Below are 25454 nucleotides of genomic sequence, written 5' to 3' on the forward strand. Positions count from 1 at the left end.
CGTGCTCGGGTCGGCGGGGCGGCGGGGCGGCGGTCAGGGCGTGAGGACGACCTTCTCGCAGCGGTCCTTCTTGTTCTTGAACAGGTCGTAGCCGGTCGGTGCCTCGCTCAGGGGCAACCGGTGGGTGATGACCCGGGTGGGGTCGAGCAGGCCCTGCTCGATCTTCTCCAGCAGTGGCTTCATGTACTTGTGGACGTGGCACTGCCCGGTGCGCAGGGTCAGGGACCGGTTCATCCAGGCACCCGCCGGGAACTTGTCGATCAGCCCGCCGTAGACGCCGATGACCGACACCACGCCGCCGCTCCGGCAGGACATGATCGCCTGGCGCAGGGCGTGCGGCCGGTCGGTCTCGGAGCGGACCGCCTGCTTCGCGCGGTCGTAGAGGTGGACGTGGGAGGCGCCGTGCGTGGCCTCCAGGCCGACCGCGTCGATGCACTTGTCGGGACCCCGGCCGCCGGTGAGGTCCAGCAGGGCCGACCGTACGTCGACGTCCTCGAAGTCGATGGTCGTGTAGCCCTCGGCGGCGGCCATGTCCAGCCGGTAGGTCTCCTTGTCGATCGCGATGACCTTCTCCGCGCCCAGCACCCGGGCGCTGTCCATCGCGAACTGGCCGACCGGCCCGGCGCCCCAGACGGCGACGACGTCGCCTTCCTGGATGTCGCACATGTCGGCGCCCATGTACCCGGTCGGCAGGATGTCGGACAGGAACAGCACCTGCTCGTCGGTGAGCTCCGGCCCGATCTTCAGGACGTTGGCGTCGGCGAGCACCACGCGGGCGTACTCGGCCTGACCGCCGGCGAAGCCACCGGTGAGATGGGAGTAGCCGTAGATGCCGGCGGTGGGGTGGCCGAACAACTTCTCCGAGATGCCCGCGTTGGGGTTGGTGTTCTCGCAGCACGAGTACAACTCCGCGCGGCAGGCCGCACAGGAGCCACAGGCGATGGGGAAGGGGACGACGACCCGGTCGCCGACGCGCAGTTTGTCGCTGACGCCGGGGCCGACCTCGACGATCTCCCCCATGAACTCGTGGCCCATGATGTCCCCCTTCTCCATGGTGGGGACGTAGCCGTCGAGCAGGTGGAGGTCGGAGCCGCAGATCGCCGTCGAGGTGATCTTCACGATGGCGTCGCGGCTGTTCAGGATCGACGGGTCGGGGACGTCGAGCACCTCGACGGAGTTGCGTCCGGTCCAGCAGTTCGCCTTCATGCCAGGGCCTCCTTCAGTTCGTCCTCGGTCAGCGGCCGGGCCGGGTGCTGCGGGAACTCGCCGCGGGCCCGCTTGCCGCCGGGCGCGCCCTCGGAGCGGACGACCTCGCCGACCTCCACGATCTGCTTGAAGCGGCGGAGGTCGTCGTCCAGCTGCTGGTGCGGTTCCTCGCCGAAGTAGCGCGCCGCGGCCTTGCCCAGCGCCCCGCCGGGCAGGGCGTAGCGCAGCTTCACCCGGATCTCGGTGCCGCGGCCGCCGGGGGCGGGCACCAGGCGGACCTCGCCGGAGTTGTCGATGTCGGCGCCGTCCACCGACCGCCAGGCGATCACCCGGCCGGGGACGTCCTGCGTGGTCTCGGCGTCCCATTCGACCGTCCTGCCGAACGGCGCGCTCGCCCGCCAGTGACTGGTGCCCGGGCCGGTGACGCGCACCTCCTCCAGGTGCGCCATGAAGTCCGGCAGTCGCTCCAGGTCGCTCCAGAGGCGGTAGACCTCCTCCGGGGTCTCCACGACGGTGGTGGACGCGGTCAGTTCCATGGGGGACCTTCCGGAGGTGCGGGTGACGGCCGCGTAGACGTCCGTGGCGGCGATGGCGGTGACCGCGGCGGTCGCGGCGACGGTACGGCCGAGGCCGCGGCCGTCGTGGTTCCTCAGGGCCCGGGCCAGCATCCCCAGGTCCATCAGGTCACCACCGACGCGGCTCCAGAGCCAGGCGGGGTGCGGCCGTCCCAGCAGCCCGGCCGCCGCCCCCAGCTCGCGCACGCCGACGGCCGTCGTGGCCAGGCGCTGCCGGGAGCTGTCGCCGACGCCCAGGACCCGGGCGAAGCCCGCCGGGGCGACGACCTGGGGCACGCCGAGGAGCACGCTGGCCCAGCCGAGGCCGCGGACGAGCGGATCGTGCCGGAGGCGGGAGGTGGAATCGGTGTCTGTCTTCATGGGTGCTCCTCACATGAGGTGAAGTGCGGTGAGGGGAAGGCGGGGGCCGCCGTCCGACCGGGGAGGTCACCCCGCTCCCCCCGGACCGGTCCGGGGGGAGCGGGCGGGGCGGCGGCCCTCTCGTTCCTCAGCTCTTGTGGCCGTTGCCGTGTCCGTCGGGGTGCAGGACCACCTTGGTCCAGCCCTCGTCACGGGCGTCGAAGTGCTCGTAGGCCATGGGAGCCTCGTCCAGGCTGAGCTCGTGGGAGACGACGAAGCTCGGCTTCGCCTTCCCGCCGGCGATCAGATCCCGCAGCGCCCGGTTGTACTTCTTCACCGGCGCCTGCCCCGTCCCCATGTGCTGGCCCTTGAACCACATCATGCCGAAGTCGATCGGCACCTTGCCGTGCGCCTCCAGCTCCCCCTGGGCCTCGGCACCGCCGGGGTCCTCGGGCAGGAACACACCCACCACCCCGATGTCGCCCGTGAACCTGACCGAGTCGATCAGTCCGTTGAGCGTGAGGCTGGCGTCCTCGTGTCCCTGGGGATCATGTGCCTGGTAGCCGACACACTCGCAGCCGTTGTCGGCACCCAGACCGAGGGTGGCCTCCTTGACGACCTCCGACGGATCCTGCTCGGCGGTGTTGATCGGGATGGCCCCGATCTCCTCCGCCTTGCGCAGCCGGTCGGGCTGGTGGTCCGCCACCCAGACGCGGCCGGCGCCCTTGAGGAGCGCGGAGTAGGTCGCCATCAGCCCGACGGGTCCGGCCCCGAAGACGATGGTCTGGTCGCCCGGTTCGACGTGGGCCATCTCGGTGGCGTGGTAGCCGGTGGGGAAGATGTCGGCGAGCATCACGTAGTCGGTCTGCCGTTCGGCGGCGTCCTCGCCCAGCCGCAGCGCGTTGAAGTCGCCGTAGGGCACGCGCAGCAGTTCCGCCTGTCCGCCCTGGTAGGGGCCCATGTCGGCGAACCCGAACGCGGCTCCGGCGAGGGCCGGTTCCGGCTGCATGGTCAGGCAGTAGTTGGTCAGACCCCGCTCGCACTGCTTGCAGAAGCCGCAGGCGATGTTGAAGGGCAGGACCACGTACTCGCCGACCTGGACCTTGCGGACGGCCGAGCCGACCTCCACGACCTGGCCCATGTTCTCGTGTCCCAGGGTGCGGCCGGATTCGAACGAGGTGCGGCCCTCGTACATGTGCAGGTCCGAACCGCAGATGTTGGTGGCGGTGATCTTGACGATGATGTCGCAAGGATGTTCGATCTTCGCGTCCGGCACGTCCTTCACCGTGACCGTCCGCGGACCTTCGTATACCGCTGCCTTCATGATCGCTCCCCTTGGTGCCGCGGCGGCAGGACCGCGGTTCACCGGTGCTGGAGACGGCACTACGAGCCTGACTCCCGGGAGTTCTCACGGCAGGTCCATGACTCCGGCACGCCTCTGCGGGCCGTCCACCCGGCTCGGATGGAACGGTGGTGCCGCCGCCGGTCCACCATGCGGAGCATCGGCGCTCCGGCAGCGTGGGGCCCGGGTATCCGCCGCCCCCGACGCAAAACCGCCGCGTACCGGCGCCCGGTGGTCCGGATTAGTCGTCGGCGCCGTCGTCGTCGTGGAGCACGCGACGACGCTCCTGTTCGCGTTTGGAGTAGGCGGCCGCCCGGATCGCCTCGCCGCTCTCCAGACCCGATCCCAGGGCACCGCCCACCGTGGCGATCGACGCGACGAACCAGGACAGCGTCCAGTACTCCGTGGCGTGCAGCGGGGTGCGTGTCATGGAGGCGAACACCCGGTCGTTGAGGATGAAGAGCGCCCACACCACGTTGACGAGCAGCAGGCCGGCGTAGCAGACGAGTACGCCGATGCCCACGGTCAGGACCGTCGAGGCGTTGTAGAGCGCCGTCCTCTTCCTGGCCTCCGGCGAGACCCGCGCCGACCGGTGCCACAGGTGCGCGTCCACGATCAGCCAGCCGATCATGAGGGCCACCGAGCCCACCATGGCGATCGTGAGGCGCGCCGTGCTCAGGGCCTCGGACAGGCTCCAGAGGGTGGAGTTCACGGTGGCGACGGCCCCCGTGGCGAGCGCGGCGGCCAGGGCTTTCGACAGGCCCGGTACCAGCCGCCACGGCCGGTTGGCGCGGACCATGCCGGCGAGCACCCTGAGGTAACCGCGCGGCCCGCTGACGACGTACCGCAGGTCGGCGGTCTCGTCCTCGTCGACGGGCCCCGGACGGACGGGCGCGAAGCGACCGGCGAAGGGGCCCGGCAGCGACCGGCCGCCCGCCGGGCCCTCGGCGCCGCCCGCCCGGGAACCGGCCAGGTCGAGCACGGCCTCCTCCACGGCCCGGGCGGCCCGCGTCTGAAGGCGCCAGCCACCCAGGGACGGGAGTGACAGCAACGCCATGCCTGCTTCGTGGCTCAGCTCCACGACGAGCTTGTGCCCGTGCGAGTGCAGCGGGAGGTCGGTCAGGGCCACGACGACGTCCCAGTCCTCCTCGCTCGCACGGTCCATGATCCGGCGCACCAGCGTGGGCGGCTCCTCGGTCCCCGAGGTGAAGGGCTCACTGATCACCCGCACGTCGAACCGTCGCCCCCCGCCCGACCGCTCGCCGAGCCGCGTGGCGAGCGGTCGGGCCATGCGCCGCGCGATCTCCGTCGGCGCGTCCGGATCCGCCAGGAGAGCTACGACCGTAACGCCCTCGGACGGCATGACCGGCCCCTTCTCGTCGGCTGTCCCCGTGATCACAGGTGCCCACAGGATGCCTCCGGGGTGATGCCGGCGCCGCGTGACACGCTGTGGCCCGGTGCGGGGCGCGGGCGGGGTCACGGGTGGGATGTTTGCGGCGCGGAACCAAGTGGACCCGGCCCGGCGTCTAGGGGGTCGTGCAGCGTCAAGGCTCCATCGGCGGCAGCGCCGCGATCCGCATCCGTGTGACGGGAGGTGTCCTCCTCGTCGCACACCTCGGCCTCGTCGCCTGGCTGATGCTGCGCCCCCTGGACGTCCCCTGGGTGATGCCCCCCAACCTGCGTCCGCTGGCCGGCATCCGCGCCGACCTCGCGCTGGGCTGGCCGCGGGCCGCGCGACCGCTCGGGGAGGGGCTCGCGCTGCTCGCCCCGCTGGGGGTGCTGCTGCCGATGGCGCACGGCAGGCTGACCGTGTCCCCCTCGGCGTCACTGGTGCGTACGGCCGCGACGGGCACCCTGGTCTCCCTCGGCATCGCGCTGCTCCAGACGGGAGTGCCGGGCCGCGTCGTCGATGTCGACTCGCTGCTGCTGAACACGGCGGGGGTCGCCCTGGCCCACCTGGCCGTCGTACCGGCGGCGCGTGCCGTGCTGCGGCGGCGCGGTGTGCGGGAGCCGGCTGCGGCCGGACCGCCGGTCACCGTCCAGGAGGAGTTCTCTCAGGGGCGTACCCCGACGATTCCCAGGGTCGGGATCGCCCCGTAGAGGGACGCTTCGTCCCCTTGGTCCGCCTACCGTGGAGATCAGTGGGGGACGCCGTCCGGGCGGCCCCGCCCCCCGGTCCGGGAACGGTCCGGCGACCACGGAGGAGTCCTCATGAGCGCCCTTGCCCGCCCCACCCACGGCCGCGTGATCGGCGGAGTGTGCGCCGCGCTGGCCCGGCGCTTCGGCACCTCCGCGACGACGATGCGGGTGATCTTCCTGCTGTCCTGCCTGCTGCCGGGCCCGCAGTTCGTGCTCTACATAGCGCTGTGGGTCCTGCTGCCCGCGGAGAACGGCCCCCGTACCGCCTGGTGAACCGGCGGTGCGGAGGCGGGGGCGAGCACACCACGGGGGCGCTCCCGGACCCGCCGGAGCGCCCCGCCCGCGTCGTGCGGAGGCCGGCCTCAGCCGAGCGGGATGCCGTTGACCGGCACGCCGTGCGTGGGCAGGCCCTTGAGCGGCAGCCCGCCGAGCAGACCGCTGACCGGCCCGGCCGGACCCTTGGCGAGGACGCTGCCGACGACCGGCTGGGCCGCGGCCACGCCCTTGCCGGCGGCCGGGACCCCGGCGGCGACACCGGCCTTGGCCAGCGGCTTGAGCAGCTTCACCGCGCCGCTGTCGGGGAGGGCGTCGACGAGCTGCTCCGGCGGCAGGGCCGTGGTGACGGTCTTCAGGGTCTGGCCGGCGTCCGGGGTGGCCGGGGCCGCGTTGGCCGTGCCCGCGCCCACGGCGGCGACGGCGGCACCGAGGGCGGCGACGCCCAGGGTCTTGGCAGCAGACTGCTTCATGGTGATGGCGTCCTTGAATGCGGAGACGGGGATCACGAACGATCCGAGCGGTCCCCGACCTAAACACGCCGGCGAATGCACCGCAAACACCGAAATGCGGGCACTTCCTCGAGACGTGTCCGCATTCCGGGTCGGCGAACCGGCCGCGCCTACCCCGGCATACCGGTGGAACCGCTGGTCGACGCGGTCTGCTGGAACAGCCATTCGGATTTCAGCTCGGCATATCCGGGCTTGACGACGTCATTGATCATCGCGAGTCGTTCATCGAAAGGGATGAACGCTGATTTCATCGCATTGACGGAGAACCACTGGAGGTCGTCCAGCGTGTAACCGAACGCCTCGACGAGGTGCTCGAACTCCCGGCTCATCGTGGTGTGCGACATCAGTCGGTTGTCGGTGTTCACGGTGGCCCGGAAGTGCAGCCGGCGCAGCAGCCCGATCGGGTGCTCGGCGTAGGAGGACGCGGCGCCGGTCTGGAGGTTGGAGCTGGGGCACAGCTCCAACGGGACGCGCTTGTCGCGCACGTAGGAGGCGAGGCGGCCGAGGACGACCGAGCCGTCCTCGCGGACCTCGATGTCGTCGATGATCCGCACCCCGTGCCCGAGCCGGTCGGCGCCGCACCACTGCAACGCCTGCCAGATGGACGGCAGTCCGAACGCCTCACCGGCGTGGATCGTGAAGTGGTTGTTCTCCCGCTTCAGGTACTCGAAGGCGTCCAGGTGCCGGGTGGGCGGGTAACCGGCCTCGGCACCGGCGATGTCGAAGCCGACGACGCCCGAGTCCCGGTGCCGGTTGGCCAGTTCGGCGATCTCCAGGGAGCGGGCCGCGTGCCGCATCGCGGTCAGCAGCGCGCCGACCCGGATCCGCCGGCCGTTCTCCCGGGCAAGCCGCTCCCCCTGCCGGAACCCCTCGTTCACGGCCTCCACGACCTGCTCCAGGGTCAGTCCCCGGTCGAGGTGCTGCTCCGGCGCGTACCGCACCTCGGCGTAGACGACCCCGTCCTCGGCGAGGTCCTCGGCGCACTCGCGGGCGACCCGGACCAGGGCGTCCCGGGTCTGCATGACGCCGACGGTGTGCCGGAAGGTCTCCAGGTACCGTTCCAGCGACCCGGAGTCGGCGGCCTCGTGGAACCAGGTCCCCAGCTTCCCGGGGTCGGTGTCGGGAAGTCCCTCGTAGCCCGTCTCGCGGGCGAGTTCTACGACGGTCCCCGGGCGCAACCCGCCGTCGAGATGGTCGTGCAGGACCACCTTGGGCGCCCGCCGGATCTGGTCCGGCGTCGGAACGTGTACCGGGATGGCCGCCGGGACGGCCCCCGTCGGTGCAGTCTGGCTCGTCATTTCCGCACTCTAACTCCTACGCGCGTAGAGGGAGGGGGGCGCGCGGCAGCCGGTCGCCGTTGCTTTTCCGTCGATACGCAACGGTGACCGCACGTACGGGTTTCGTACACCGCGCCTTCTGACACTGTTCTGTCATGGGACAGCAAGCGATTCCGGCCCGAACGGCCGGGCTGGGAAAGGCGGTCGGCCCGGAGCCGGCGTCGGTGGGCGCGGCGGTGCTGCTGCTGCCCGGCGGGGAGGAGGTGTCCGCCCGCCGGCCGTCCCCCGTCCGAGCGCTGACCCTGGTCCACGCCCTGGGCCGGGCGTTCGCCCGCGCCGGCCGGACGGAGGGCCTGGCCGTCCACCCCGTCCAGTACCGCTACCGGGGGTGGAACGGCAGCGAGGCGCATCTGGCGGCGGACGCCGGCTGGGCCGCCGACGAGGTCGTGCGCCGGTACGGGGACGTGCCGGTCTGCCTGGTCGGCGTGGACATGGGCGGGCGGGCGGCGCTGCGGGCCGGGGGGCACGAGGCCGTCAACTCCGTGGTCGCGCTGGCCCCGTGGCTGCCGGAGGACGACGTCGCCGCGCCCCCCGAGCCGGTGCGGCAACTGGCCGGGCGCCGGGTACTGATCGTGCACGGCACGAACGACGAACGCACCGACCCCGAGCTGTCGTTCCGGTTCGCGGCGCGGGCCAAGAAGGCGAACCGGGAGGTGTGCCGGTTCGAGGTCCACTCCGACGGGCACGGTCTGCACGGCCACCGGTCCGAAGTGGTCAGCCTGGGCGTGGACTTCGTGCTCGGCGCCCTGCTGGGCCGCCGGGTGTCGCGGCCGGTGGAGGACGCGCTGGCCGCGCCGCCGCCGATCGGCCTGCGGATGCCGCTGGCGGCCGGGTTCGGCAGGTCGTTGCGGCGGTGAGCCGGTGCGGGCCGCGGCGCCCGGCAGCGGGCCCCTCGCCGGCCCGGGTCAGGGCAGCAGGCTGCCCCGCCGGGAGAGCAGGAACTTCTTGAAGGCCGCCACGGGCGGGGTGTCCGGTCGGTCAGCCAGCCAGGCCACGCCGATCTCGCGGGCCGCCCGCGGCGCCGTGACCGTCAGTTCCACCACCCCGGGACGCGGGACGGTCGGCGGCGGCAGGAGTGCCACCCCCAGCCCCGCCGCCACCAGTCCCCGCAGCGTCTCCGCCTCCTCGCCCTCGAAGGCGACCCGGGGTGCGAAGCCGGCCTCGCGGCACAGGTCGTCCGTGATCCGCCGCAGGCCGTAGCCGGGCTCCAGGGTGACGAAGGTGTCGTCCGCCGCCTCGGCGAGGCGGACGCGGCGCCGGCCGGCGAGCCGGTGGTCGGCGGGGACGACCAGGCGCAGCTTCTGCTCGTCCAGGCGGCGGGCGACGAGGTCGGGGGCGTCGGGGACGGGCGAGGTGAGGCAGAGGTCCAGCTCACCGGCGCGCAGCCGCTCCAGCATCGCCTCGCCGTAGTTCTGCACCAGGCTGAAGCGGACGCGCGGGTGGTCGGCGCGGAAGGCGTGCAGCAGGCCGGGCACGGTCTCGGCGCCCATGGTGTGCAGGAAGCCGAAGGCGACCTTGCCGGTGGCCGGGTCGGCGTCCGCGCGGATCTCCCCGGCGGCCCGGCCGACCTCCGCGAGGGCCCGCTCGACGGCGGCGAGGAAGGTGCGGCCGGCGGTGGTGAGGGAGACCGTGCGGCCGTGGCGGGCGAACAGGTCGACGCCCAGGTCCTGCTCCAGACGGGCCATCGCCCGGGACAGCGTGGACTGGGGGACGTTCATCTCCCGCGCGGCCCGGGTGACGTGCTCGGTGCGGGCCACGCCGGCGAAGTGGGCGAGGCGGGGCGCCAGCAGCCGTACCGTCTCCGCCATGTCTTCTGTGTCACCGGACGGTGACAGCCGCCCCGGTGACCTCCGCTGATGCGCCATGGGAACGATTATGGCGATTCCATGCATTGGACGCATGAGAGGGGTGGTCCTACGGTCGAGGCATGTCTCCCGCCAGTACCCCGGCGTCCACCGGCGTGGACGCCGCCTCCCCCGTCCCTCCCCCCGCCCCCGCTCCCGCCGCGGCCTCCGGTGCCGACTCCCGGCTGACCCCGGGCGGCCCCGGCTACCGCCGGATGAGCCTCGCCCTGTTCCTCGCCGGGGTCGCGACCTTCGCCCTCCTCTACTCCACCCAGGCCCTGCTGCCGCTGATCTCCGGGGAGTTCGGCGTCGAGGCGAGCGAGGCGAGCTGGACGGTGGCCGCCGCGACCGGTGGCCTGGCCCTGTTCGTGCTGCCCATGAGCGCCCTGTCGGAGCGGTTCGGCCGCCGTACGGTGATGACGGCCTCGTTGGCCGTCGCCGTCACGGTCGGGATGCTGGTGCCCTTCGCGCCCTCGCTCGGTGCGCTCGTCGTGCTGCGGGCGGTGCAGGGTGCCGCGCTCGCCGGGGTCCCGGCCTCCGCGCAGGCGTACCTGGCGGAGGAGGTGCGGCCGAAGGCGCTGGTCACCGCGATCGGTCTGTTCGTGGCGGGCAACAGCGTCGGCGGGATGAGCGGCCGCGTGATCACCGGCTGGGTCGCGCAGGAGTGGGGGTGGCGGGTCTCGGTCGGCGTGATCGGGGCGCTCGCGGTCGGGTGCGCGGTGGCGTTCCGGCTGCTGCTGCCCGCCCCGCGGCACTTCACGGCGGGTTCGCTGCGCCCGCGGGTGCTGCTCGGCACGGTCCGCGGCCACCTCGCCGACCCGCTGCTGCGACGCCTGTACGCGATCGGCGCGCTGTTCATGACGGTGTTCGGCGGCGTGTACACGGTGATCGGATACCGGCTGACGGCCGAGCCGTTCGGGCTGCCGCAGGGCATCGTGGGCTCGATCTTCCTGGTCTACCTGGTGGGCACGGTCTCTGCGTCCACCGCGGGCCGGCTGGTGGGCCGGTTCGGCCGCCGCGGCTCGCTCTACCTGGCGGGCGGCACGACGGCGGCGGGTCTGCTGCTCTCCCTGGCCGCGTCCCTGCCGCTGGTGCTGCTGGGCCTGGTGCTGATCACGGCCGGGTTCTTCGCCGGGCACGCGGTCGCCTCCTCGGCGGTCAGCCGGACGGCCACCCACGGCCGCGCCCAGGCGTCGGCGCTGTACCAGTCCGCCTACTACATCGGCTCCAGCGTCGGCAGCACGGTCGGCGCGGTGGCGTTCCGCGCGAACGGCTGGTCCGGCACGGTCGGCGTCGGACTCCTCGCGGTCCTCGGCGTCGTCGCGATCACCGTGCTCGGCAGCCGGGCGGCCCGGACGGCGGCCCGCCGGGAGCCGGCCACCCCTCGCTGAGCAGGCGTTTCCCCGACTCGGTGGGCCATTGTCAGTGCGCTGCGGTAGCTTCCAGATGCTGGGGCGCGACGACGCGCGGACAGGACGGCCACAGGGGTGGGTGGACGATGGGCGACAGCACGGCGACGGCGGACCTGGACGTCGCACTGGAGAAGCACCGGACCGAGCTGACCGGGTACTGCTACCGGATGCTCGGTTCCTCCTTCGAGGCCGAGGACGCGGTGCAGGACACCCTGGTGCGGGCCTGGCGCAGCCACGCCAAGTTCGAGGGCCGGTCCTCGCTGCGGTCGTGGCTGTACCGGATCGCGACCAACGTGTGCCTGGACATGCTGGCGGCGGGCAACAGACGGGCGCGTCCCATGGACCTGACCGAGTCGACCCCGCTCGCCCGGGCCGCGCTCACGCCGCGCCCGGACAACACCTGGCTGGAGCCCATGCCGGACGCGCGCGTGCTGCCCACGACGGACGACCCGGCCGAGGCAGCCGTCGCCAAGGAGTCCGTCCGGCTCGCCTTCATGGCCGCCCTCCAGCGGCTGCCTGCCAAGCAGCGGGCGGTGCTGATCCTGCGCGAGGTGCTGGCCTGGCGGGCGAGCGAGGTCGCCGAACTGCTCGACACCACGGTCGCCTCGGTCAACAGCGCCTTGCAGCGGGCCCGGGCCACGCTCGCGGAGCGCGCCGACGCGGGCGCCGAGGGCGCGGTGTCCGACCCGCTGGACGAGGAGCAGCAAAAGCTCCTGGAGCGCTACGTCAAGGCGTTCGAGGGGTACGACATGGCGGCGCTGACGGCACTGCTCCACGAGGACGCCGTCATGACGATGCCGCCGTTCGACCTGTGGCTGCGCGGCACCGCCGACATCACCGGTTTCATGACCACCATCGGCGCCTCCTGTGCCGGTTCCCGACTGCTGCCGGTGCGGGCCAACGGCCTGCCGGGCTTCGCGCACTACAAGCCGGACCCGGAGAGCGGCGGGTTCACCCCGTGGGCGGTGCAGGTGCTGGAGATCTCAGACGGCCGGATCACCGGTTTCCACTGCTTCCTCGACACCGGGCGCTGGTTCCCCCTGTTCGGACTGCCCCTCCACCTGGAAGCGGAGCCCGACGAGGTCCAGCAGGGCGTGTAGCGCGGGGGCGGCGCCCCGCAGCGAGATCCGCCCACCGGCCCGGCGGGCGGCCAGCTCCAGCCGCGCCAGCAGATCGACGGCGGCCAGCCCCGGTGGTCCGAGCCCGCCCACGTCACAGACGACGTGTCCCCCGCCGCCGTCGGCCAGCAGCGCCCGCACGTCGCTACAGAGCCCGCTCACCTCGTCACGGCCGACGGGCCAGGGCAGCACAAGAACGGCTGGGGTCTCGGCATCCACGCCACTTAGACCCACGGACCGGCCGGAACTCATCGCGCGCCGGCACGAGCGGGCGCGCGGCCCCGGACGGCGGGAGTAGCCGGAGATCACATTGACCGGTCGGGCGTTCACCCGTGAGGGTGAGGTTCGTGGTGGGGGTGCTGAGCGGGTTCGCGGTGATCGCGGTCGTCATCGGGGTGGGCTACCTGCTCGGGCGGCGCGGGACGCTCGGCGAGCAGGGCGGCGAGGTGCTGACCAGGTTGGCCTTCACGGTCGCGGGTCCGGCGCTCCTCTTCACCACCCTCGCGCGCGCCGACCTCTCCGCCCTCTTCTCCAGCCGGCTGCTGGTGACGGCCCTCAGCACGGCCGCGGTCAGCGGGGTCTTCGTGGTGATCGGGGTGCTGCGGGGCTGGGAGGTGGGCCGCACGACGATCGGCGCGCTGTGCTCCGGCTACGTCAACTCGGGCAACCTCGGTATCCCCATCGCCGCCTACGTGCTGGGCGACGCGTCCCTGGTGGCGCCGGTGCTGCTCTTCCAGGTCGTCCTGGTGACCCCCGTGGCCCTGACGGTCCTGGACCTGTCCGGAGCCGACGACGCGGGCACGGTGTGGCGGCGCCTGCTGACCCCGCTGCGCAATCCGATAGCCCTCGGCTCCCTGTCCGGGGTGGTGGTGTCGGCGGTGGGCCGGCCGCTCCCCGGGCCGCTGATGAATCCCCTCACCCTGATCGGGCACATGTCCGTCCCGGCGGCCCTGTTGGCGTTCGGCATGTCGCTGCACGGGAGCGCGGCCCCCGGCCGGGGCCGGGACCGGTACCCGGTCCTGCTCTCGGTGGCACTGAAGTCGGTGGGTCAGCCGCTGGTCGCCTGGACACTGGCGACGGCCGTCTTCGGACTGCGCGGCGCGCCCCTGCTGGACGTCGTGGTCACCGCGGCCCTCCCGGCCGCTCAGAACCTCTTCACCTACGCCAGCCGCTACCGCGTGGCCGAGTCCCTGGCCCGCGAGTCGATCCTGCTCTCGACGGTGGTGTCGGTACCGGTGATGGTGGGGGTGGCGACGGTGCTGGGCTGAGAGGCGGGCGGTCGGTCCACGGGGAACTCGCCGGTGTCCACGGTGATCGCGAACGGCTCCGGCAGCGCGATGGGGTCCCCGAGCTTCACCGCGGAGAGCACCCGGTAGACCTCGCCCTTCGGCTCGCCGTACAGCGTCGCGGTCGGACCTCCCGGGGCCCAGCGGTCGATGAGGAGGTGGAGCGGGATGCCGGCGGTGGCGTAGGCGGCGGGCTTGCTGACGCGGTCGTGCCGGGCGTCGGACCTGGAGGTCACCTCCACGACGAGTTCGGCGAGGGCGGCGGGGATGTGGGAGTCGGCTTCCGGACGGTCCTGCACAGGAGTCACCACGAGGTCCGGGATGAGCATCCCCAGACGCGACGGCACGGCGACGGCCAGCGTCCGGTCCCAGTTCTGGTCGGGGTCCTGGCTCACGGTGAGTGCGCTCACGGCGGTCTCCAATCGGGGCGTCACCGATCCCAGCATGCCGAACGGGACCGGCGGAGGTTCACCGGTCCCGTTCACCCGAAGGGGGTCAGACGTCCGTCAGGCGATGCGCTCCAGCACCACCGGCGTCGCCGTGAAGTCGGTGCCGGGCGCCGCGATGTCGTACGAGCCCGTCACCGCCTGGAGCGCGTAGTCGAAGCGCTCGGGAGTGTCCGTGTGGAGGGTGAGGAGCGGCTGGCCCTCGGTCACCGTGTCGCCGGGCTTGGCGTGCAGCTCGACGCCCGCCGCCGCCTGCACCGGGTCCTCCTTGCGGGCACGGCCGGCGCCCAGGCGCCAGGCGGCGATGCCGATGTCGTAGGCGTCGAGGCGGGTCAGCACGCCGGAGGAGGGCGCCTTGATGACGTGCTGCTCCTTGGAGGTGGGCAGCTCGGCGTCCGGGTCGCCGCCCTGGGCCGCGATCATCCGGCGCCACACGTCCATCGCGGAGCCGTCGGCCAGGGCCTTCGCCGGGTCCGCGTCCTTGATGCCGGCGGCGTCGAGCATCTCGCGGGCCAGGGCGACCGTCAGCTCCACGACGTCCGCCGGGCCGCCGCCCGCCAGGACCTCGACCGACTCACGGACCTCCAGGGCGTTGCCCGCGGTGAGGCCGAGGGGGGTGGACATGTCGGTGAGGAGGGCCACCGTCCGCACGCCGTGGTCCGTGCCGAGGCCGACCATCGTGGACGCCAGCTCGCGGGCGTCGGCCAGCGTCTTCATGAAGGCGCCCGTGCCGACCTTCACGTCCAGGACCAGGCTGCCGGTGCCCTCGGCGATCTTCTTCGACATGATCGAGGAGGCGATCAGCGGGATCGCCTCGACCGTGCCGGTCACGTCCCGCAGGGCGTACAGCTTCTTGTCCGCGGGGGCCAGGCCGTCGCCGGCCGCGCAGATCACCGCTCCCGTGGTGTCCAGGACGTGCAGCATCTCCTCGTTGGAGAGCAGGGCGCGCCAGCCGGGGATCGACTCCAGCTTGTCCAGGGTGCCGCCGGTGTGGCCGAGACCGCGGCCCGAGAGCTGGGGCACCGCGGCACCGCAGGCCGCGACCAGCGGGGCCAGCGGCAGGGTGATCTTGTCGCCGACGCCACCCGTGGAGTGCTTGTCCGCCGTCGGGCGGGACAGCGCGGCGAAGTCCATGCGCTCACCGGAGGCGATCATGGCCGCGGTCCAGCGGGCGATCTCGCGGCGGTTCATGCCGTTGATCAGGATCGCCATGGCGAGCGCGGACATCTGCTCGTCGGCGACCTCGCCGCGGGTGTACGCGTCGATGACCCAGTCGATCTGCTCGTCGCTCAGCTCACCGCGGTCCCGCTTGGTGCGGATGACGGAGATGACGTCCATGGCCATGGCTGATGGCTTCCTTCCGGGAGGTGCGAAGTGCACGGCCCCCCTGAGCGGGTCAGGGGGGCCGTACGGGAGTTACTTGGTGAGATGGTCCGGGCCGAAGGCCTGGGGCAGCATCTCGGCGAGCGGGAGGACTCCCGCGGGGGTGTCCAGCAGCAGGTCGGGGCCGCCGAACTCGTAGAGCAGCTGGCGGCAGCGGCCGCACGGGACCAGCAGGGCGCCGGTGCCGTCCACGCAGGTGAAGTGCGTGAGCCGGCCACCGCCGGTGCGCTGGAGCTGGGAGACCAGGCCGCACTCGGCGCACAGGCCGATGCCGTAGGAGGCGTTCTCGACGTTGCAGCCGGTGACCGTGCGGCCGTCGTCGACCAGGGCGGCCACGCCGACCGGGTAGCCGGAGTAGGGGGCGTAGGCGTGGGACATGGCCTCCCGCGCCTCGGCGCGCAGCGCCTCCCAGTCGAAGTCGGCTGCTTCCCGCGTCACTTGCCCTGACCCTTCCGGTACCGCATGCCGTCCGCCTTCGGCATCCGCAGGCGCTGCGCCGACAGCGACAGCACCAGCAGGGTGACGACGTACGGGGTGGCGCCCACGAAGTCGCTGGGGACCTCGTCGGTCAGCAGGTACCAGACGAGGACCAGCGCGGCCATGACGGCACTGATCACGCCCTGCCACAGCGCCTTCTTGTACAGCTTCCACCCGGCGAGCAGCGCCAGCAGGACGACCAGCAGCAGGAGCAGGGCGTGGACGGTGACGCCGCCGTTGCGCAGCTGGAGCGCGTCGGAGTAGCCGAACAGGCCCGCGCCCATCGCGAGACCACCGGGACGCCAGTTGCCGAAGATCATGGCGGCGAGGCCGATGTAGCCGCGGCCCCCGGTCTGGCCCTCCAGGTAGGTGTGCGAGGTGACCAGCGCGAGGAACGCGCCGCCGAGGCCGGCGAGACCGCCGGAGACGGCGACGGCCGCGTACTTGTAGCGGTAGACGTTGACGCCGAGCGACTCCGCGGCGGTCGGGTTCTCGCCGCAGGAGCGCAGCCGCAGTCCGAACGGGGTGTGCCACAGCAGCCACCAGCTGCCGACGAACAGCAGCGCGGCCAGGACCGTCACCACGGACAGGTTGGTGATCAGGCCGCCGAGGATGCCGGCCAGGTCGGAGACCAGGAACCAGTGGTGCTTCTCGACCGACGCGAGGGCGTCCGAGAGTCCGGGGAGGGTGACGTCGGGCAGCGAGTCCGCGGGCGGGGACTGCTTGGGGTTGCCGCCCGCGTCGGCCGCGTGGCCACCGGCGAAGAACAGCTTGGCGAGGTACTGGGTGGCGCCGAGCGCGAGCAGGTTGACGGCGACACCGGAGACGATGTGGTCGACGCCGAAGGTGACGGTGGCGACGGCGTGCACCAGGCCGCCGAGGACACCGAAGCCGATGCCGCACAGCAGGCCCAGCCAGGGGCTGGACTGCCAGCCGATCCAGCCGGCGCCGAAGGTGCCGAGGATCATCATGCCCTCGAGGCCGATGTTGACGACACCGGCCCGCTCGGACCACAGGCCGGCGAGACCGGCGAGGCCGATCGGGACGGCGAGGGCGAGGGCGGCGGCGACCTGTCCGGCGGAGTCGAGCTGGTCGGCGCCGGTGATCACGCGGACCGCGGCGAGGAGCAGCAGCGCACCCGCGACGATCATGAGGGTCATGCCCAGGGGGCGGCCGGAGCGCCGGGGGGCGCCCGCCGTCCTGGGGGCCGCCGGCGGCGGCGCGTCGGTCATCGTGGCAGTCATCGCGCCACCTCCTGCTTCTTCGTCGCGGCGGCCTGGGCGGCCAGTTCGGCGCCCACCTTCTGCTGCTGGCGCTTGAGGCCGTAGCGCCGTACGACCTCGTAGGCGATCACGACGCAGAGGACGATGACGCCCTGGATGACGCCGAGGATCTCCTTGTCGTAGCCCTGGAACTCCAGGTGGTTGGTGGTGCGCTCCAGGAAGCCCCAGAGCAGCGCGCCGAGCGCGATGCCGATCGGGTTGTTGCGGCCGAGCAGCGCGATGGCGATGCCGGTGAAGCCGATGCCGTTGGGGAAGCTGTTGTCGTACTGGTGGCTCTCGTTCAGCAGCGTCGGCATGCCGATCAGACCGGCCACCGCACCAGAGATGATCATGCTGGTGGCGATCATCTTCTTCACCGAGACACCGCTCGCGGAGGCGGCGCTCTCGGACTGGCCCACGGTGCGCAGGTCGAAGCCGAACCGGGTGCGGCCGAGCACGAACCAGTACGCGAGGCCGACGACCACGGCGACGACGATGAAGCCGTCCAGGACGCCGGCGGGACCGGTGTCGAAGTTGAAGAAGTGCGCCGACGACGGCAGCGGCTTGGTGGAGACGAGGGTGCCCGCCTCGTCGAGCTGGCCGAGCTTGCCGGGCTGGAGCAGGTAGCCGATGATCGCGGTGGCGATCGAGTTCAGCATGATGGTCGCGATGACCTCGCTGACCCCGCGGGTCACCTTCAGGACGCCGGCGATGGCCGCCCACAGGGCGCCGGTCGCCATGGCGCAGATGATGATCAGGGGGATGGCGAGCCAGCCGGGCACGGTGAGCGCCCCGCCGAGGACGGCGGCGACGAACGCGGCGAGCCGGTACTGGCCGTCGACACCGATGTTGAACAGGTTCATGCGGAAGCCGATGGCCACCGCGACACCCGCGAGGTAGTAGGTGGTCGCCTTGTTCAGGATGAAGACCTGGCTGTCGCTGGCGAAGCCGTAGGTCATCATGTCGTGGAAGGCGGGACCGGGGTTCTTGCCGGTCGCGGCTATCACCAGGGCGGTGACGACGAGCGCGGCGACGACCGCCAGCAGCGGCGCCGCGATCCCGAGGAGCATCCGCTCCTTGTCGATCCGTGAGGTCAGCTTCTTCATCGCGCGGCGTCCTCTGTGTGCTCCAGGTGCCCGGTGGCCGCACCCGTCATGGCGGAGCCCAGCTCTTCGGGGGTGATCGTGGCGGGGTCGGCGTCGGCGACCAGGCGGCCGCGGTACATCACCCGCAGCGTGTCGGAGAGGCCGATCAGCTCGTCGAGGTCGGCGGAGATCAGCAGCACGGCCAGGCCCTCACGGCGGGCCTCGCGGATGTGGTCCCAGATCGCCGCCTGCGCGCCGACGTCCACACCGCGGGTGGGGTGGGCGGCGATCAGCAGCTTGGGGTGGTGGCTCATCTCGCGGCCGACGATCAGCTTCTGCTGGTTGCCGCCGGACAGCGAGGCCGCCGTGACGTCGATGCCGGGGGTGCGCACGTCATAGGCCTCGACGATGCGCTGGGTGTCGGCGCGGGCCGCCTTGGGGTCGAGCAGTCCGCCGCGCGAGTTGGGCCGCTCGGTGACGTGGCCGAGTATGCGGTTCTCCCACAGCGGTGCTTCCAGGAGCAGGCCGTGGCGGTGGCGGTCCTCGGGGATGTAGCCGATGCCGCCCTCGCGGCGGTCGCGGGTGGGCGACTGCGAGATGTCGGTGCCGTCGAGGGTGATCACGCCGGCGTCGGGCCGGCGCATGCCCATGATGGCCTCGACCAGCTCGGACTGGCCGTTGCCCTCCACACCGGCGATGCCCAGGACCTCCCCCTTGTGGATGGTCAGGGAGATCTCGTCCAGGATGACGCGCTCGACGCCGTCGAGGTCGGTCTGGGTGAGGTGCACGCCGTCCAGCGTCAGCATCGGCACCTCGGTGACCGTGGACTCCTCGGTCTCCGGCGTGGGCAGCTCGCTGCCGACCATCAGCTCGGCGAGCTGCCGGGGAGTGGTGCCCTTCGGCTCGACCGTGCCGACGGTGGTGCCGCGGCGGATGACGGTGATCTCGTCGGCGACGGAGAGCACCTCGCCCAGCTTGTGGGAGATGAAGATGACGGTGAGGCCCTCGGCCTTCAGCTCGCGCAGGTTGGCGAAGAGGGCGTCGACCTCCTGCGGCACCAGGACGGCGGTGGGCTCGTCCAGGATGAGGGTGCGGGCACCGCGGTAGAGGACCTTGAGGATCTCCACGCGCTGGCGGTCGGCGACGCCGAGCTCCTCGACCAGGGCGTCGGGCCGGACGCCGAGCCCGTAGGCGTCGGAGATCTCGGTGATCCTGGCGCGTGCCTTGCCCCCGATGCCGTGCAGCTTCTCCGCGCCGAGGACGACGTTCTCCAGCACGGTGAGGTTGTCGGCGAGCATGAAGTGCTGGTGCACCATGCCGATGCCGCGGGCGATGGCGTCGCCGGGGTTGCTGAGGACGACCTGTTCGCCGGCGACCGTGATGGTGCCCTCGTCCGGCTGCTGCATGCCGTAGAGGATCTTCATCAGGGTGGACTTGCCGGCGCCGTTCTCACCGCACAGGGCGTGGACGGTGCCCGTGCGGACCGTGATGTCGATGTCGCGGTTGGCGACGACGCCGGGGAAACGCTTGGTGATGCCGCGCAGTTCGACGGCAGCGGGAGGGCTGGACGCGTTGATGGCGCACTCTCCTCGGGGAAAGGGGCTGCGGGGAGGGGGCAGGCGTCGGCGACGCTAGCGCGGCAACTCCGTGCTACACGCGTAGAGTTGACACATTGTTATGGCTCGGCCGGGGGCTCCGGGAGGTGCCCCCGCGCCGAGCCTCGAGTCCGGTGGGACCCGTCAGGTCACGGGGTGGTCTTGACCTTGATCGAGCCGTCGACGATCTTCTTCTTCGCGGCGTCCAGCTTGGCCTGGATGTCGCCGATGAAGCCGCCGCTGGTGGCCAGCTTCACGCCGTCCTTGGCCAGCGAGTAGCTGTTGGTGCCGGTCAGCGGCTTGCCGTCGTGGACGGACTTGATGAAGTCGTAGACGCCGACGTCGACGTTCTTGACCATGGAGGTCAGGATCGACTGCTTGTACTTGGCCAGACCCGGGATGTTGTACTGGTCCGAGTCGACGCCGATGGCCCAGGCGCCCTTCTTGCCGCTGACGGCCTCGATCGCGCCGTTGCCGGAGGAGCCGGCCGCCGTGTAGATGACGTCGGCGCCGTTGTCCAGCATGCCCTGCGCGGCCTCCTTGCCCTTGTCGGGGCTGGCGAAGCCGGAGGTGTCCGAGCCGTGCGACAGGTACTGGGTGTCGACCTTGATCTTGGAGTTCGTGTCCTTGACGCCCTGGACGTAGCCCGCCTCGAACTTCTTGATCAGCGGGACGTCGACACCGCCGACGAAGCCGACGTGCTTCGACTTGGTCTTCAGCGCGGCGGCGACACCGGCGAGGTAGGAGCCCTGCTCCTCGGTGAAGTTGATGCTGTCGACGTTCTTGGCGTCCACGACCGAGTCGACGATGCCGAAGCTGGTCTTCGGGTACTTCGCCGCGACCTTGGCCATGGAGGCGGCGTAGGCGTAGCCGACACCCACGACGGGGTTGTAGCCGGCCTCCGCCAGGTCGGACAGGCGCTGCTCGCGGTCGGCCTCGGTGTCCGAGGTCTTGGCGGTCAGCTCCTTGATACCGCCGCCGAACTCCTTCTTCGCCTGGTCGGCACCGCGCGCGGCGGAGTCGTTGAAGGAGCGGTCACCACGGCCGCCGACGTCGAACGCGAGGCCGATCTTGACGCCCTTGCCGTCACCGGAGGACGACGGGCTGTCGTTGTCGGAGGAGGTGCTGCCACAGGCTGTGGCAGTCATTGCGAGTGCTGCGGACGCGATACACGCAGCGGAAAGCTTGGCTACCCGGCGCACGGGAAGGCTCCTTCACCTGACCTGAGCGCCATGTCGGCGCTTGATGTGAGCACCGTGTCGGCGCTCCAGCCGGTACGCCCCTTCGGCGTCGGCTTCGCGGCATCGTAACGCGCGTAGATGTCAGAAAAACACCTCTCGCGAAGCCGTTATCGATTCGAGGCAAACAGTGCCTGAACTCGCGCTCGCGGCCCTGTCACGCCCGTGTCGCGCACCGTGCACGATTGGCTTGTATCCGTGTTGCGCCGGGCCGGGGGACGGCCCCCGGGGGAGCCGACCCACCCGCCGGGGACTCAGCCCCGGGCCGTGCCCATGTCCAGGAAGGCCGCCGCGGTGAACATCTCCACGCCCACCGTGATCGCGTACTCGTCGGCGTCGAAATCGCCCTGGTGCAGGTCACGCACCGTGCGCTCGCCGGGCCGGCGCACCCCGAGGCGGGCCATCGCGCCGGGCACGTGCTCCAGGTACCAGGAGAAGTCCTCGCCGCCGAGACTCTGCTCGGTGCTCTCCACGGCCTTCATGCCGCGCCGGGCGACCATGGCGCGGCGCAGCACCTCGGTGGACTCCCGGTCGTTGACGACGGGCGGCACCCCGCGCACGTAGTTGATCTCTGACTTGGCCCGGTGCAGCGTGGCGACCTCGTCGATGGCCGCGTGCACGATGTCGGGCGCCTGCCGCCACGCCTCCAGGTCCAGGCAGCGCACGGTGCCGGACAGCTCGGCGTGCTGCGGGATCACGTTCGGGGCGTGGCCCGACTCGATACGGCCCCAGGTGAGGGCCAGACCGGCGCGGGTGTCGACCCGGCGGGCGATCAGCGCGGGCACGTCGACGGCGACCCGGGCGGCGGCGGTGACCAGGTCGGTGGTCAGGTGGGGGCGGGCGGTGTGGCCGCCGGAGCCGTCCAGCGCGATCTCCAGCCGGTCGCAGGCGCTGGTGATCGCGCCGTGCCGAAGGCCGATCCGCCCGGCGTCCACCCGGGGGTCGCAGTGCACGGCGAGGATGCGACCCACGTCGGTCAGCGCGCCGTCCTCGATGGCGCTCAGGGCGCCGCCGGGCAGGACCTCCTCGGCGGGCTGGAAGATCAGGCGCACCGGGCGGGGCAGCAGGTCCTTGGCGTGCAGGTCGGCGAGGACGAGGCCGGCGCCGAGGACGACGGTCGTGTGGACGTCGTGGCCGCAGGCGTGCGCCCGGTCGGGCACGGTCGACCGGTAGGCGCAGTCCGCCTTGGTGTCCGGGATGGGCAGGGCGTCGATGTCGGCGCGGAGCGCGAGCAGGGGTACGGCCGGTCGCTCACCGTGTGTGAGCCCGATGTCACAGACGAGTCCGGTTCCGGTGGCGAGGACACGGGGTCGCAGACCGGCCCGCTCCAGCCGCTCCTTGATCGCGGCGGTCGTGCGGAACTCCTGGTTGCCCAGCTCCGGGTGCATGTGCAAGTCGCGCCGGAACGCGACCAGTTCGGCGTGCAGGGACTCGCTCAGCACGCCGGGGAGCACATCGCCCGGGAGGCCGGCCTCGGACTCTGAGGACATCAATTGCTTCACCCTCTGAAGGGTAGGACGCCCGGCCGGTCAACTACCCCTTGTTCAACAAAAGTTCAGCCCGTTAGGGGGATAAAATCTGACCGTCGGGCGCATGGCGGCGGACTCTGTTGGGTAGGACATCTTTTTCCTCCTTCCACGCATACCACGCCTCACGGGTCTCACGCGCGCCATGTCCACAAACCGGACCCCCGGACGGCCCACCGGCCGAGGGGCCGCCGTTCCGGCGCGACGGGGCGAGTCCACGCGCAGTCGCTAGAAGTACTCGACCTTCTGGCCTTCGGGCACCTTGTAGCAACCGGAGACGACAGTCAGGTCGAGCTTGGGCCGCTCTCTCTTCGGCATCTTGGCGATGTGCACGCCGGCCTTCTCCGCGTCGTTGTCGGCGATCAGGACGATGTTCCTGTTCCTGCTGGTGTCCGGCCCGTACTCGACGATCTTCCAGCCGTGCTTCGGCAGTCGTTCCTTGAGCTGTTCCATGGCAGCGTCGAGATCGCTGGGCGACGTGGGGTAGAAGCTCCACGGGTGGAACACCTTGAAGTACGTGTCGCTGTCCTTGCCGGGACACTCCTCCACGCCCGCGCGGCTGTCGGAGGCTTTGCCCTTGACCTCGATCAGGTCGTAGATGCCGCTGGATATCTTCTCCAACGCGTCGGCGGCGTCACTAGAGGTGCTGGTACCGGCGGAAGGGACGTCGTCGGTCTCTTTGTCAGTCATGCCGCATCCGGTGAGGGTGGTGAGTACGAGGGGCAGGGCGACCGCGAAGGTGCTCAGTCTGATCTTCATGTCAGGGTGTCTCTCCTACTTCACACGCGCCCAGTAACCGGGCGGGTCGAAGGTATCGGGCTGCGGCTTCAGCTTCACGTCGTCGCCCCTACCGACGACGACCAGCGCCTGGTTCAACAGGCTCTTGGAGCCGGCGTTCCAGTACCCACCGTGGCCATGCGTGTCCGTCACCATCTGATTCGCGCCGAAGTCCGGGTCGCTCGGGATGACGAAGCCGTCACCGCCATGGCCGTAGCGGCCGATGTCCGGAACCGGGTCCGAGCCACCCTCCTCGTTCCACACGTGCCCCTTGGGAACGTCCAACTCGTCAGCGCCCGACACTTTGACGCCGGGACTGCCGGCGAAGATGATGTCGTCCGCGTTGAGCGTGCCCTTCTGAGCGGCGGCGCCGATCAGGGTCGATCCGTACGAATGGCCGATCAGGGTCCGGTGCGGGGGCGTGTCACCGGTGTGTGACGCTTCGAGTCCGTCCAGGAACTTATTGAAGGCCGGAGCACCGTCATAGGCGTAATGCTCGAACGGTGCGTCCTTGACGACATCGTCCGGTGCGTCGTAGCCGAGCCAGGTGATCGTGGAGACGGCCTTGCCATCGGCCTCGTTGTCGGCCCGGCGCCAGACATCGGCCATCCGGTTGATGTTGCCGCCGATACCGTTCAGGTCCGACGTCGTACCGGGCACGTAGACGGCCTGGTGGTCCGCGGTGTCCGGGTTTCCGTTGGCCACGATCGCGCGGCCGTCGTCATCGGCGCTGAATCCCAGCAGGTAGGCCTCGGGGAGCCCCCGCTCACCGGTCTTGTCGAAGCGCTCCTGGATGCTCTTCATGCCGTTGAGCGCCTTGGTGAGGTGGTCGTAGCGCTCGCCGTACTTGTTGTACCAGTCCATGTATTCGTCGGTGTGCACCTTGGAGGCCCAGCCGTTGGAGGCTATGTAGGTCCACTCGTTCATGGGCTGCTTCGGCAGGGAGTCGAGTTCCAGCTGGTAGCGGGCCCGGGTCTCGTCGAGGACCACACGGTTGGCCTCGTCGCGGACCGTGGAGGGCAGGCCGTCCATGGCCCCCACGGAGTCGGGGTGCAGGGAGATGTAGGCCGACCTCTGCCCGTCGTCCAGCCCCTTCCACCACGCCGCGTTGTCCTTCGGGCTGCCGTCCCTGGGTGGCTGCGGAAGAGAGGCCAGGTACTTCTTGCCGGCGTCGCCCACTGCGTCCTGGTCCGACTTCACATCCGCCCAGTCCCGGTCGGAGACCACCAGATCGTCGTCGGCCTTCAGCGTCCGCAGCTTCGGTGCCCACTTGGCGTCCGCCTCCGTGGCCTCCCGCACCGCGTCGCCGATACGGTTCGCGAATCCGACGGCTTTGCCGAAGTTCGGGTTCGGGTGCATGTTCACGGCCTGGCGTTCGATCGCCGCCGCCGTCGGGTCGGTCGTGCTGGACGACGGCGACACGGTGCCGCCCTCGGGCACCTTCCCGTCGGTCTCCTTGCCGCCGGCGGGAAACGACACCGACCCGTCCGCGCCCACCGTGCAGCCGGCCGCCTGCGCGTCCTCGAGCGCCGCCTCCAGCTTCTTCCTGGCCGCGGCCATGTCGAAGGCGAAACCGTTCAATGCCGTGGCGGCCAGCGCGCACTCGGTCTGGATGTAGTGGAAGTTCTTCCCCAGCTCCTTCAGTTCCCGCAGGGCAGCGTCCGCCGCATCACCCCTGAGCTGGTTACGAATGCTGGCGGAGATCCGGTTCTCGACCTCGTCCTTCGCGGTGCTCGCCATGTCGCTCGTAGCGCGATACCCGTCGGCGGCCTGCTGATACTCCGTGGGCTTGAGGGCCTTCAGCGTCGCGATGTCCATGACCCGCCCGTCACCGGCCCTTCGCCCGGCCGCCGACGGCCTCGGTGTCCTGGTACTTGATCCGCAGCTTGTCCAGCTCTGCCTTGACGTCGCCGTCCGTCTTCGCCAGGTCGTGTCCGGACCGCTCCATCACCCCACCGAGTTCGCCGGCACGGCTCCGCACGTCACCGACGTACTTCTTCCACGACTCGTACAGCTCTTCCTGCGCCGCCGCGGAAAGGCAGCCCGCGGTGTCGCCGAGCCCCGCCTGCCCGTCGTCCAGCTTGCCCAGCGCCTTGCCGATGTCGCCCCGGAGGCCCCGGGTGTCCTCACCGGCCTTCGTCCAGGTCTTCTTGTCCGACTTCAGCTTCCCGGATGCACCGCTGCCACCCGGATCCATCGGCACATGATTCAACTGCGTGTGGGTGGAGCCGCGGGCCGCCGCGTCCGCTTTCAAGTGCTCCCACTCGTCCCAGGCCATACGT

General features: G+C 71.3%; 24 protein-coding genes and 1 pseudogene. 6 read left to right on the forward strand and 19 right to left on the reverse strand.

The annotated features are described in order from the left end of the window. Positions 1 to 33: 33 nt before the first annotated feature. From ACIQVT_RS11280 to ACIQVT_RS11295, 4 genes are all read right to left on the reverse strand, one after another. A complete protein-coding gene (locus tag ACIQVT_RS11280; RefSeq protein ID WP_403750740.1) occupies positions 34 to 1206 on the reverse strand; it encodes a zinc-dependent alcohol dehydrogenase in 1173 nt (390 codons plus the stop codon). Beyond that, positions 1203 to 2141 carry an SRPBCC family protein gene (locus ACIQVT_RS11285; RefSeq protein ID WP_403750742.1) on the reverse strand — a complete coding sequence of 313 codons (939 nt, stop codon included), beginning with the start codon at positions 2139 to 2141 and terminating at the stop codon, positions 1203 to 1205. Before ACIQVT_RS11285 ends, ACIQVT_RS11280 begins: the two co-directional genes overlap by 4 nt. A gap of 127 nt (positions 2142 to 2268) precedes the next feature. Next, entirely contained in the window at positions 2269 to 3444 is a 1176-nt protein-coding gene (locus tag ACIQVT_RS11290; RefSeq protein WP_403750744.1) for a glutathione-independent formaldehyde dehydrogenase, read from the reverse strand. 259 nt (positions 3445 to 3703) lie between these two features. Beyond that, a complete protein-coding gene (locus ACIQVT_RS11295) occupies positions 3704 to 4825 on the reverse strand; it encodes a hypothetical protein (protein WP_403750746.1) in 1122 nt (373 codons plus the stop codon). 173 nt (positions 4826 to 4998) lie between these two features. On the opposite strand from ACIQVT_RS11295, the gene ACIQVT_RS11300 reads away from it, so the two are divergent. Next, on the forward strand, positions 4999 to 5562 hold the full coding sequence (locus ACIQVT_RS11300; protein ID WP_403750748.1) for a VanZ family protein: 564 nt from the start codon (positions 4999 to 5001) through the stop codon (positions 5560 to 5562). 111 nt (positions 5563 to 5673) lie between these two features. Beyond that, positions 5674 to 5874, forward strand: coding sequence for a PspC domain-containing protein (locus ACIQVT_RS11305; RefSeq protein WP_403750750.1), 201 nt, complete (start codon positions 5674 to 5676; stop codon positions 5872 to 5874). An 89-nt stretch (positions 5875 to 5963) separates the two neighbouring features. On the opposite strand, the gene ACIQVT_RS11310 is transcribed toward ACIQVT_RS11305, so the two are convergent. After that, positions 5964 to 6347: an ATP-binding protein gene (locus tag ACIQVT_RS11310; RefSeq protein WP_403750752.1), complete on the reverse strand. Its 384-nt coding sequence runs from the start codon at positions 6345 to 6347 to the stop codon at positions 5964 to 5966. 149 nt (positions 6348 to 6496) lie between these two features. Next, positions 6497 to 7684: an adenosine deaminase gene (locus ACIQVT_RS11315; RefSeq protein ID WP_403750754.1), complete on the reverse strand. Its 1188-nt coding sequence runs from the start codon at positions 7682 to 7684 to the stop codon at positions 6497 to 6499. Between the two features lie 134 nt (positions 7685 to 7818). On the opposite strand from ACIQVT_RS11315, the gene ACIQVT_RS11320 reads away from it, so the two are divergent. Then, positions 7819 to 8580: an alpha/beta hydrolase family protein gene (locus ACIQVT_RS11320; RefSeq protein WP_403750756.1), complete on the forward strand. Its 762-nt coding sequence runs from the start codon at positions 7819 to 7821 to the stop codon at positions 8578 to 8580. Positions 8581 to 8628: 48 nt separating this feature from the next. Here ACIQVT_RS11320 and ACIQVT_RS11325 read toward each other — a convergent pair whose 3' ends face one another. Further along, positions 8629 to 9588, reverse strand: a complete 960-nt coding sequence (locus ACIQVT_RS11325) for a LysR substrate-binding domain-containing protein (RefSeq protein ID WP_403750758.1) — start codon at positions 9586 to 9588, stop codon at positions 8629 to 8631. A 62-nt stretch (positions 9589 to 9650) separates the two neighbouring features. Between ACIQVT_RS11325 and ACIQVT_RS11330 the strand changes: the two genes are divergently transcribed. Beyond that, on the forward strand, positions 9651 to 10958 hold the full coding sequence (locus tag ACIQVT_RS11330; RefSeq protein ID WP_403750760.1) for an MFS transporter: 1308 nt from the start codon (positions 9651 to 9653) through the stop codon (positions 10956 to 10958). Between the two features lie 107 nt (positions 10959 to 11065). Next, the gene (locus ACIQVT_RS11335; RefSeq protein ID WP_403750762.1) at positions 11066 to 12079 is read left to right on the forward strand and encodes a sigma-70 family RNA polymerase sigma factor; all 1014 of its coding nucleotides are present in this window, start codon (positions 11066 to 11068) and stop codon (positions 12077 to 12079) included. Here ACIQVT_RS11335 and ACIQVT_RS11340 read toward each other — a convergent pair. After that, a complete protein-coding gene (locus ACIQVT_RS11340) occupies positions 11963 to 12349 on the reverse strand; it encodes an STAS domain-containing protein (protein WP_403750949.1) in 387 nt (128 codons plus the stop codon). The two genes, ACIQVT_RS11335 and ACIQVT_RS11340, sit on opposite strands and share 117 nt — an antisense overlap. A gap of 95 nt (positions 12350 to 12444) precedes the next feature. On the opposite strand from ACIQVT_RS11340, the gene ACIQVT_RS11345 reads away from it, so the two are divergent. After that, positions 12445 to 13365 carry an AEC family transporter gene (locus ACIQVT_RS11345; RefSeq protein WP_403750951.1) on the forward strand — a complete coding sequence of 307 codons (921 nt, stop codon included), beginning with the start codon at positions 12445 to 12447 and terminating at the stop codon, positions 13363 to 13365. A gap of 14 nt (positions 13366 to 13379) precedes the next feature. On the opposite strand, the pseudogene ACIQVT_RS11350 reads toward ACIQVT_RS11345, so the two are convergent. From ACIQVT_RS11350 to ACIQVT_RS11400, 11 genes and pseudogenes are all read right to left on the reverse strand, one after another. Further along, positions 13380 to 13868: pseudogene (locus tag ACIQVT_RS11350) on the reverse strand (Uma2 family endonuclease); the annotation flags it as partial. 21 nt (positions 13869 to 13889) lie between these two features. Next, positions 13890 to 15167 carry a thymidine phosphorylase gene (locus ACIQVT_RS11355; protein ID WP_403750953.1) on the reverse strand — a complete coding sequence of 426 codons (1278 nt, stop codon included), beginning with the start codon at positions 15165 to 15167 and terminating at the stop codon, positions 13890 to 13892. A gap of 78 nt (positions 15168 to 15245) precedes the next feature. Then, a complete protein-coding gene (locus ACIQVT_RS11360) occupies positions 15246 to 15650 on the reverse strand; it encodes a cytidine deaminase (protein WP_403750764.1) in 405 nt (134 codons plus the stop codon). Further along, positions 15647 to 16933, reverse strand: a complete 1287-nt coding sequence (locus ACIQVT_RS11365; RefSeq protein ID WP_403750766.1) for an ABC transporter permease — start codon at positions 16931 to 16933, stop codon at positions 15647 to 15649. Before ACIQVT_RS11365 ends, ACIQVT_RS11360 begins: the two co-directional genes overlap by 4 nt. Further along, the gene (locus ACIQVT_RS11370; RefSeq protein ID WP_403750768.1) at positions 16930 to 18057 is read right to left on the reverse strand and encodes an ABC transporter permease; all 1128 of its coding nucleotides are present in this window, start codon (positions 18055 to 18057) and stop codon (positions 16930 to 16932) included. The genes ACIQVT_RS11365 and ACIQVT_RS11370 overlap by 4 nt, the downstream gene beginning before the upstream one ends. Next, entirely contained in the window at positions 18054 to 19580 is a 1527-nt protein-coding gene (locus tag ACIQVT_RS11375) for an ABC transporter ATP-binding protein (RefSeq protein WP_403750955.1), read from the reverse strand. The genes ACIQVT_RS11370 and ACIQVT_RS11375 overlap by 4 nt, the downstream gene beginning before the upstream one ends. Positions 19581 to 19780: 200 nt before the next feature. After that, a complete protein-coding gene (locus ACIQVT_RS11380) occupies positions 19781 to 20833 on the reverse strand; it encodes a BMP family protein (protein ID WP_403750770.1) in 1053 nt (350 codons plus the stop codon). 290 nt (positions 20834 to 21123) lie between these two features. Beyond that, on the reverse strand, positions 21124 to 22359 hold the full coding sequence (locus ACIQVT_RS11385; RefSeq protein ID WP_403750772.1) for an amidohydrolase: 1236 nt from the start codon (positions 22357 to 22359) through the stop codon (positions 21124 to 21126). Between the two features lie 264 nt (positions 22360 to 22623). Beyond that, a complete protein-coding gene (locus ACIQVT_RS11390) occupies positions 22624 to 23154 on the reverse strand; it encodes a hypothetical protein (protein WP_403750774.1) in 531 nt (176 codons plus the stop codon). Between the two features lie 15 nt (positions 23155 to 23169). Next, positions 23170 to 24990 carry an alpha/beta hydrolase gene (locus tag ACIQVT_RS11395; RefSeq protein WP_403750776.1) on the reverse strand — a complete coding sequence of 607 codons (1821 nt, stop codon included), beginning with the start codon at positions 24988 to 24990 and terminating at the stop codon, positions 23170 to 23172. A 10-nt stretch (positions 24991 to 25000) separates the two neighbouring features. Beyond that, entirely contained in the window at positions 25001 to 25450 is a 450-nt protein-coding gene (locus ACIQVT_RS11400) for a hypothetical protein (RefSeq protein WP_403750778.1), read from the reverse strand. Positions 25451 to 25454 lie beyond the last annotated feature (4 nt).

The organism is Streptomyces sp. NPDC100445 (assembly GCF_044759735.1).
Lineage (GTDB): Bacteria > Actinomycetota > Actinomycetes > Streptomycetales > Streptomycetaceae > Streptomyces.

Excerpts from the sequence above, each read along its gene's own strand:
- ACIQVT_RS11280 (WP_403750740.1), bottom strand. The coding sequence starts at position 1,206 with ATGAAGGCGAACTGCTGGACCGGACGCAACTCCGTCGAGGTGCTCGAC.
- ACIQVT_RS11285 (WP_403750742.1), bottom strand. The coding sequence starts at position 2,141 with ATGAAGACAGACACCGATTCCACCTCCCGCCTCCGGCACGATCCGCTC.
- ACIQVT_RS11290 (WP_403750744.1), bottom strand. The coding sequence starts at position 3,444 with ATGAAGGCAGCGGTATACGAAGGTCCGCGGACGGTCACGGTGAAGGAC.
- ACIQVT_RS11295 (WP_403750746.1), bottom strand. The coding sequence starts at position 4,825 with ATGCCGTCCGAGGGCGTTACGGTCGTAGCTCTCCTGGCGGATCCGGAC.
- ACIQVT_RS11305 (WP_403750750.1), top strand. The coding sequence starts at position 5,674 with ATGAGCGCCCTTGCCCGCCCCACCCACGGCCGCGTGATCGGCGGAGTG.
- ACIQVT_RS11310 (WP_403750752.1), bottom strand. The coding sequence starts at position 6,347 with ATGAAGCAGTCTGCTGCCAAGACCCTGGGCGTCGCCGCCCTCGGTGCC.
- ACIQVT_RS11315 (WP_403750754.1), bottom strand. The coding sequence starts at position 7,684 with ATGACGAGCCAGACTGCACCGACGGGGGCCGTCCCGGCGGCCATCCCG.
- ACIQVT_RS11320 (WP_403750756.1), top strand. The coding sequence starts at position 7,819 with ATGGGACAGCAAGCGATTCCGGCCCGAACGGCCGGGCTGGGAAAGGCG.
- ACIQVT_RS11325 (WP_403750758.1), bottom strand. The coding sequence starts at position 9,588 with ATGGCGCATCAGCGGAGGTCACCGGGGCGGCTGTCACCGTCCGGTGAC.
- ACIQVT_RS11330 (WP_403750760.1), top strand. The coding sequence starts at position 9,651 with ATGTCTCCCGCCAGTACCCCGGCGTCCACCGGCGTGGACGCCGCCTCC.
- ACIQVT_RS11335 (WP_403750762.1), top strand. The coding sequence starts at position 11,066 with ATGGGCGACAGCACGGCGACGGCGGACCTGGACGTCGCACTGGAGAAG.
- ACIQVT_RS11340 (WP_403750949.1), bottom strand. The coding sequence starts at position 12,349 with ATGAGTTCCGGCCGGTCCGTGGGTCTAAGTGGCGTGGATGCCGAGACC.
- ACIQVT_RS11355 (WP_403750953.1), bottom strand. The coding sequence starts at position 15,167 with ATGGACGTCATCTCCGTCATCCGCACCAAGCGGGACCGCGGTGAGCTG.
- ACIQVT_RS11365 (WP_403750766.1), bottom strand. The coding sequence starts at position 16,933 with ATGACTGCCACGATGACCGACGCGCCGCCGCCGGCGGCCCCCAGGACG.
- ACIQVT_RS11370 (WP_403750768.1), bottom strand. The coding sequence starts at position 18,057 with ATGAAGAAGCTGACCTCACGGATCGACAAGGAGCGGATGCTCCTCGGG.
- ACIQVT_RS11385 (WP_403750772.1), bottom strand. The coding sequence starts at position 22,359 with ATGTCCTCAGAGTCCGAGGCCGGCCTCCCGGGCGATGTGCTCCCCGGC.
- ACIQVT_RS11390 (WP_403750774.1), bottom strand. The coding sequence starts at position 23,154 with ATGAAGATCAGACTGAGCACCTTCGCGGTCGCCCTGCCCCTCGTACTC.
- ACIQVT_RS11395 (WP_403750776.1), bottom strand. The coding sequence starts at position 24,990 with ATGGACATCGCGACGCTGAAGGCCCTCAAGCCCACGGAGTATCAGCAG.
- ACIQVT_RS11400 (WP_403750778.1), bottom strand. The coding sequence starts at position 25,450 with ATGGCCTGGGACGAGTGGGAGCACTTGAAAGCGGACGCGGCGGCCCGC.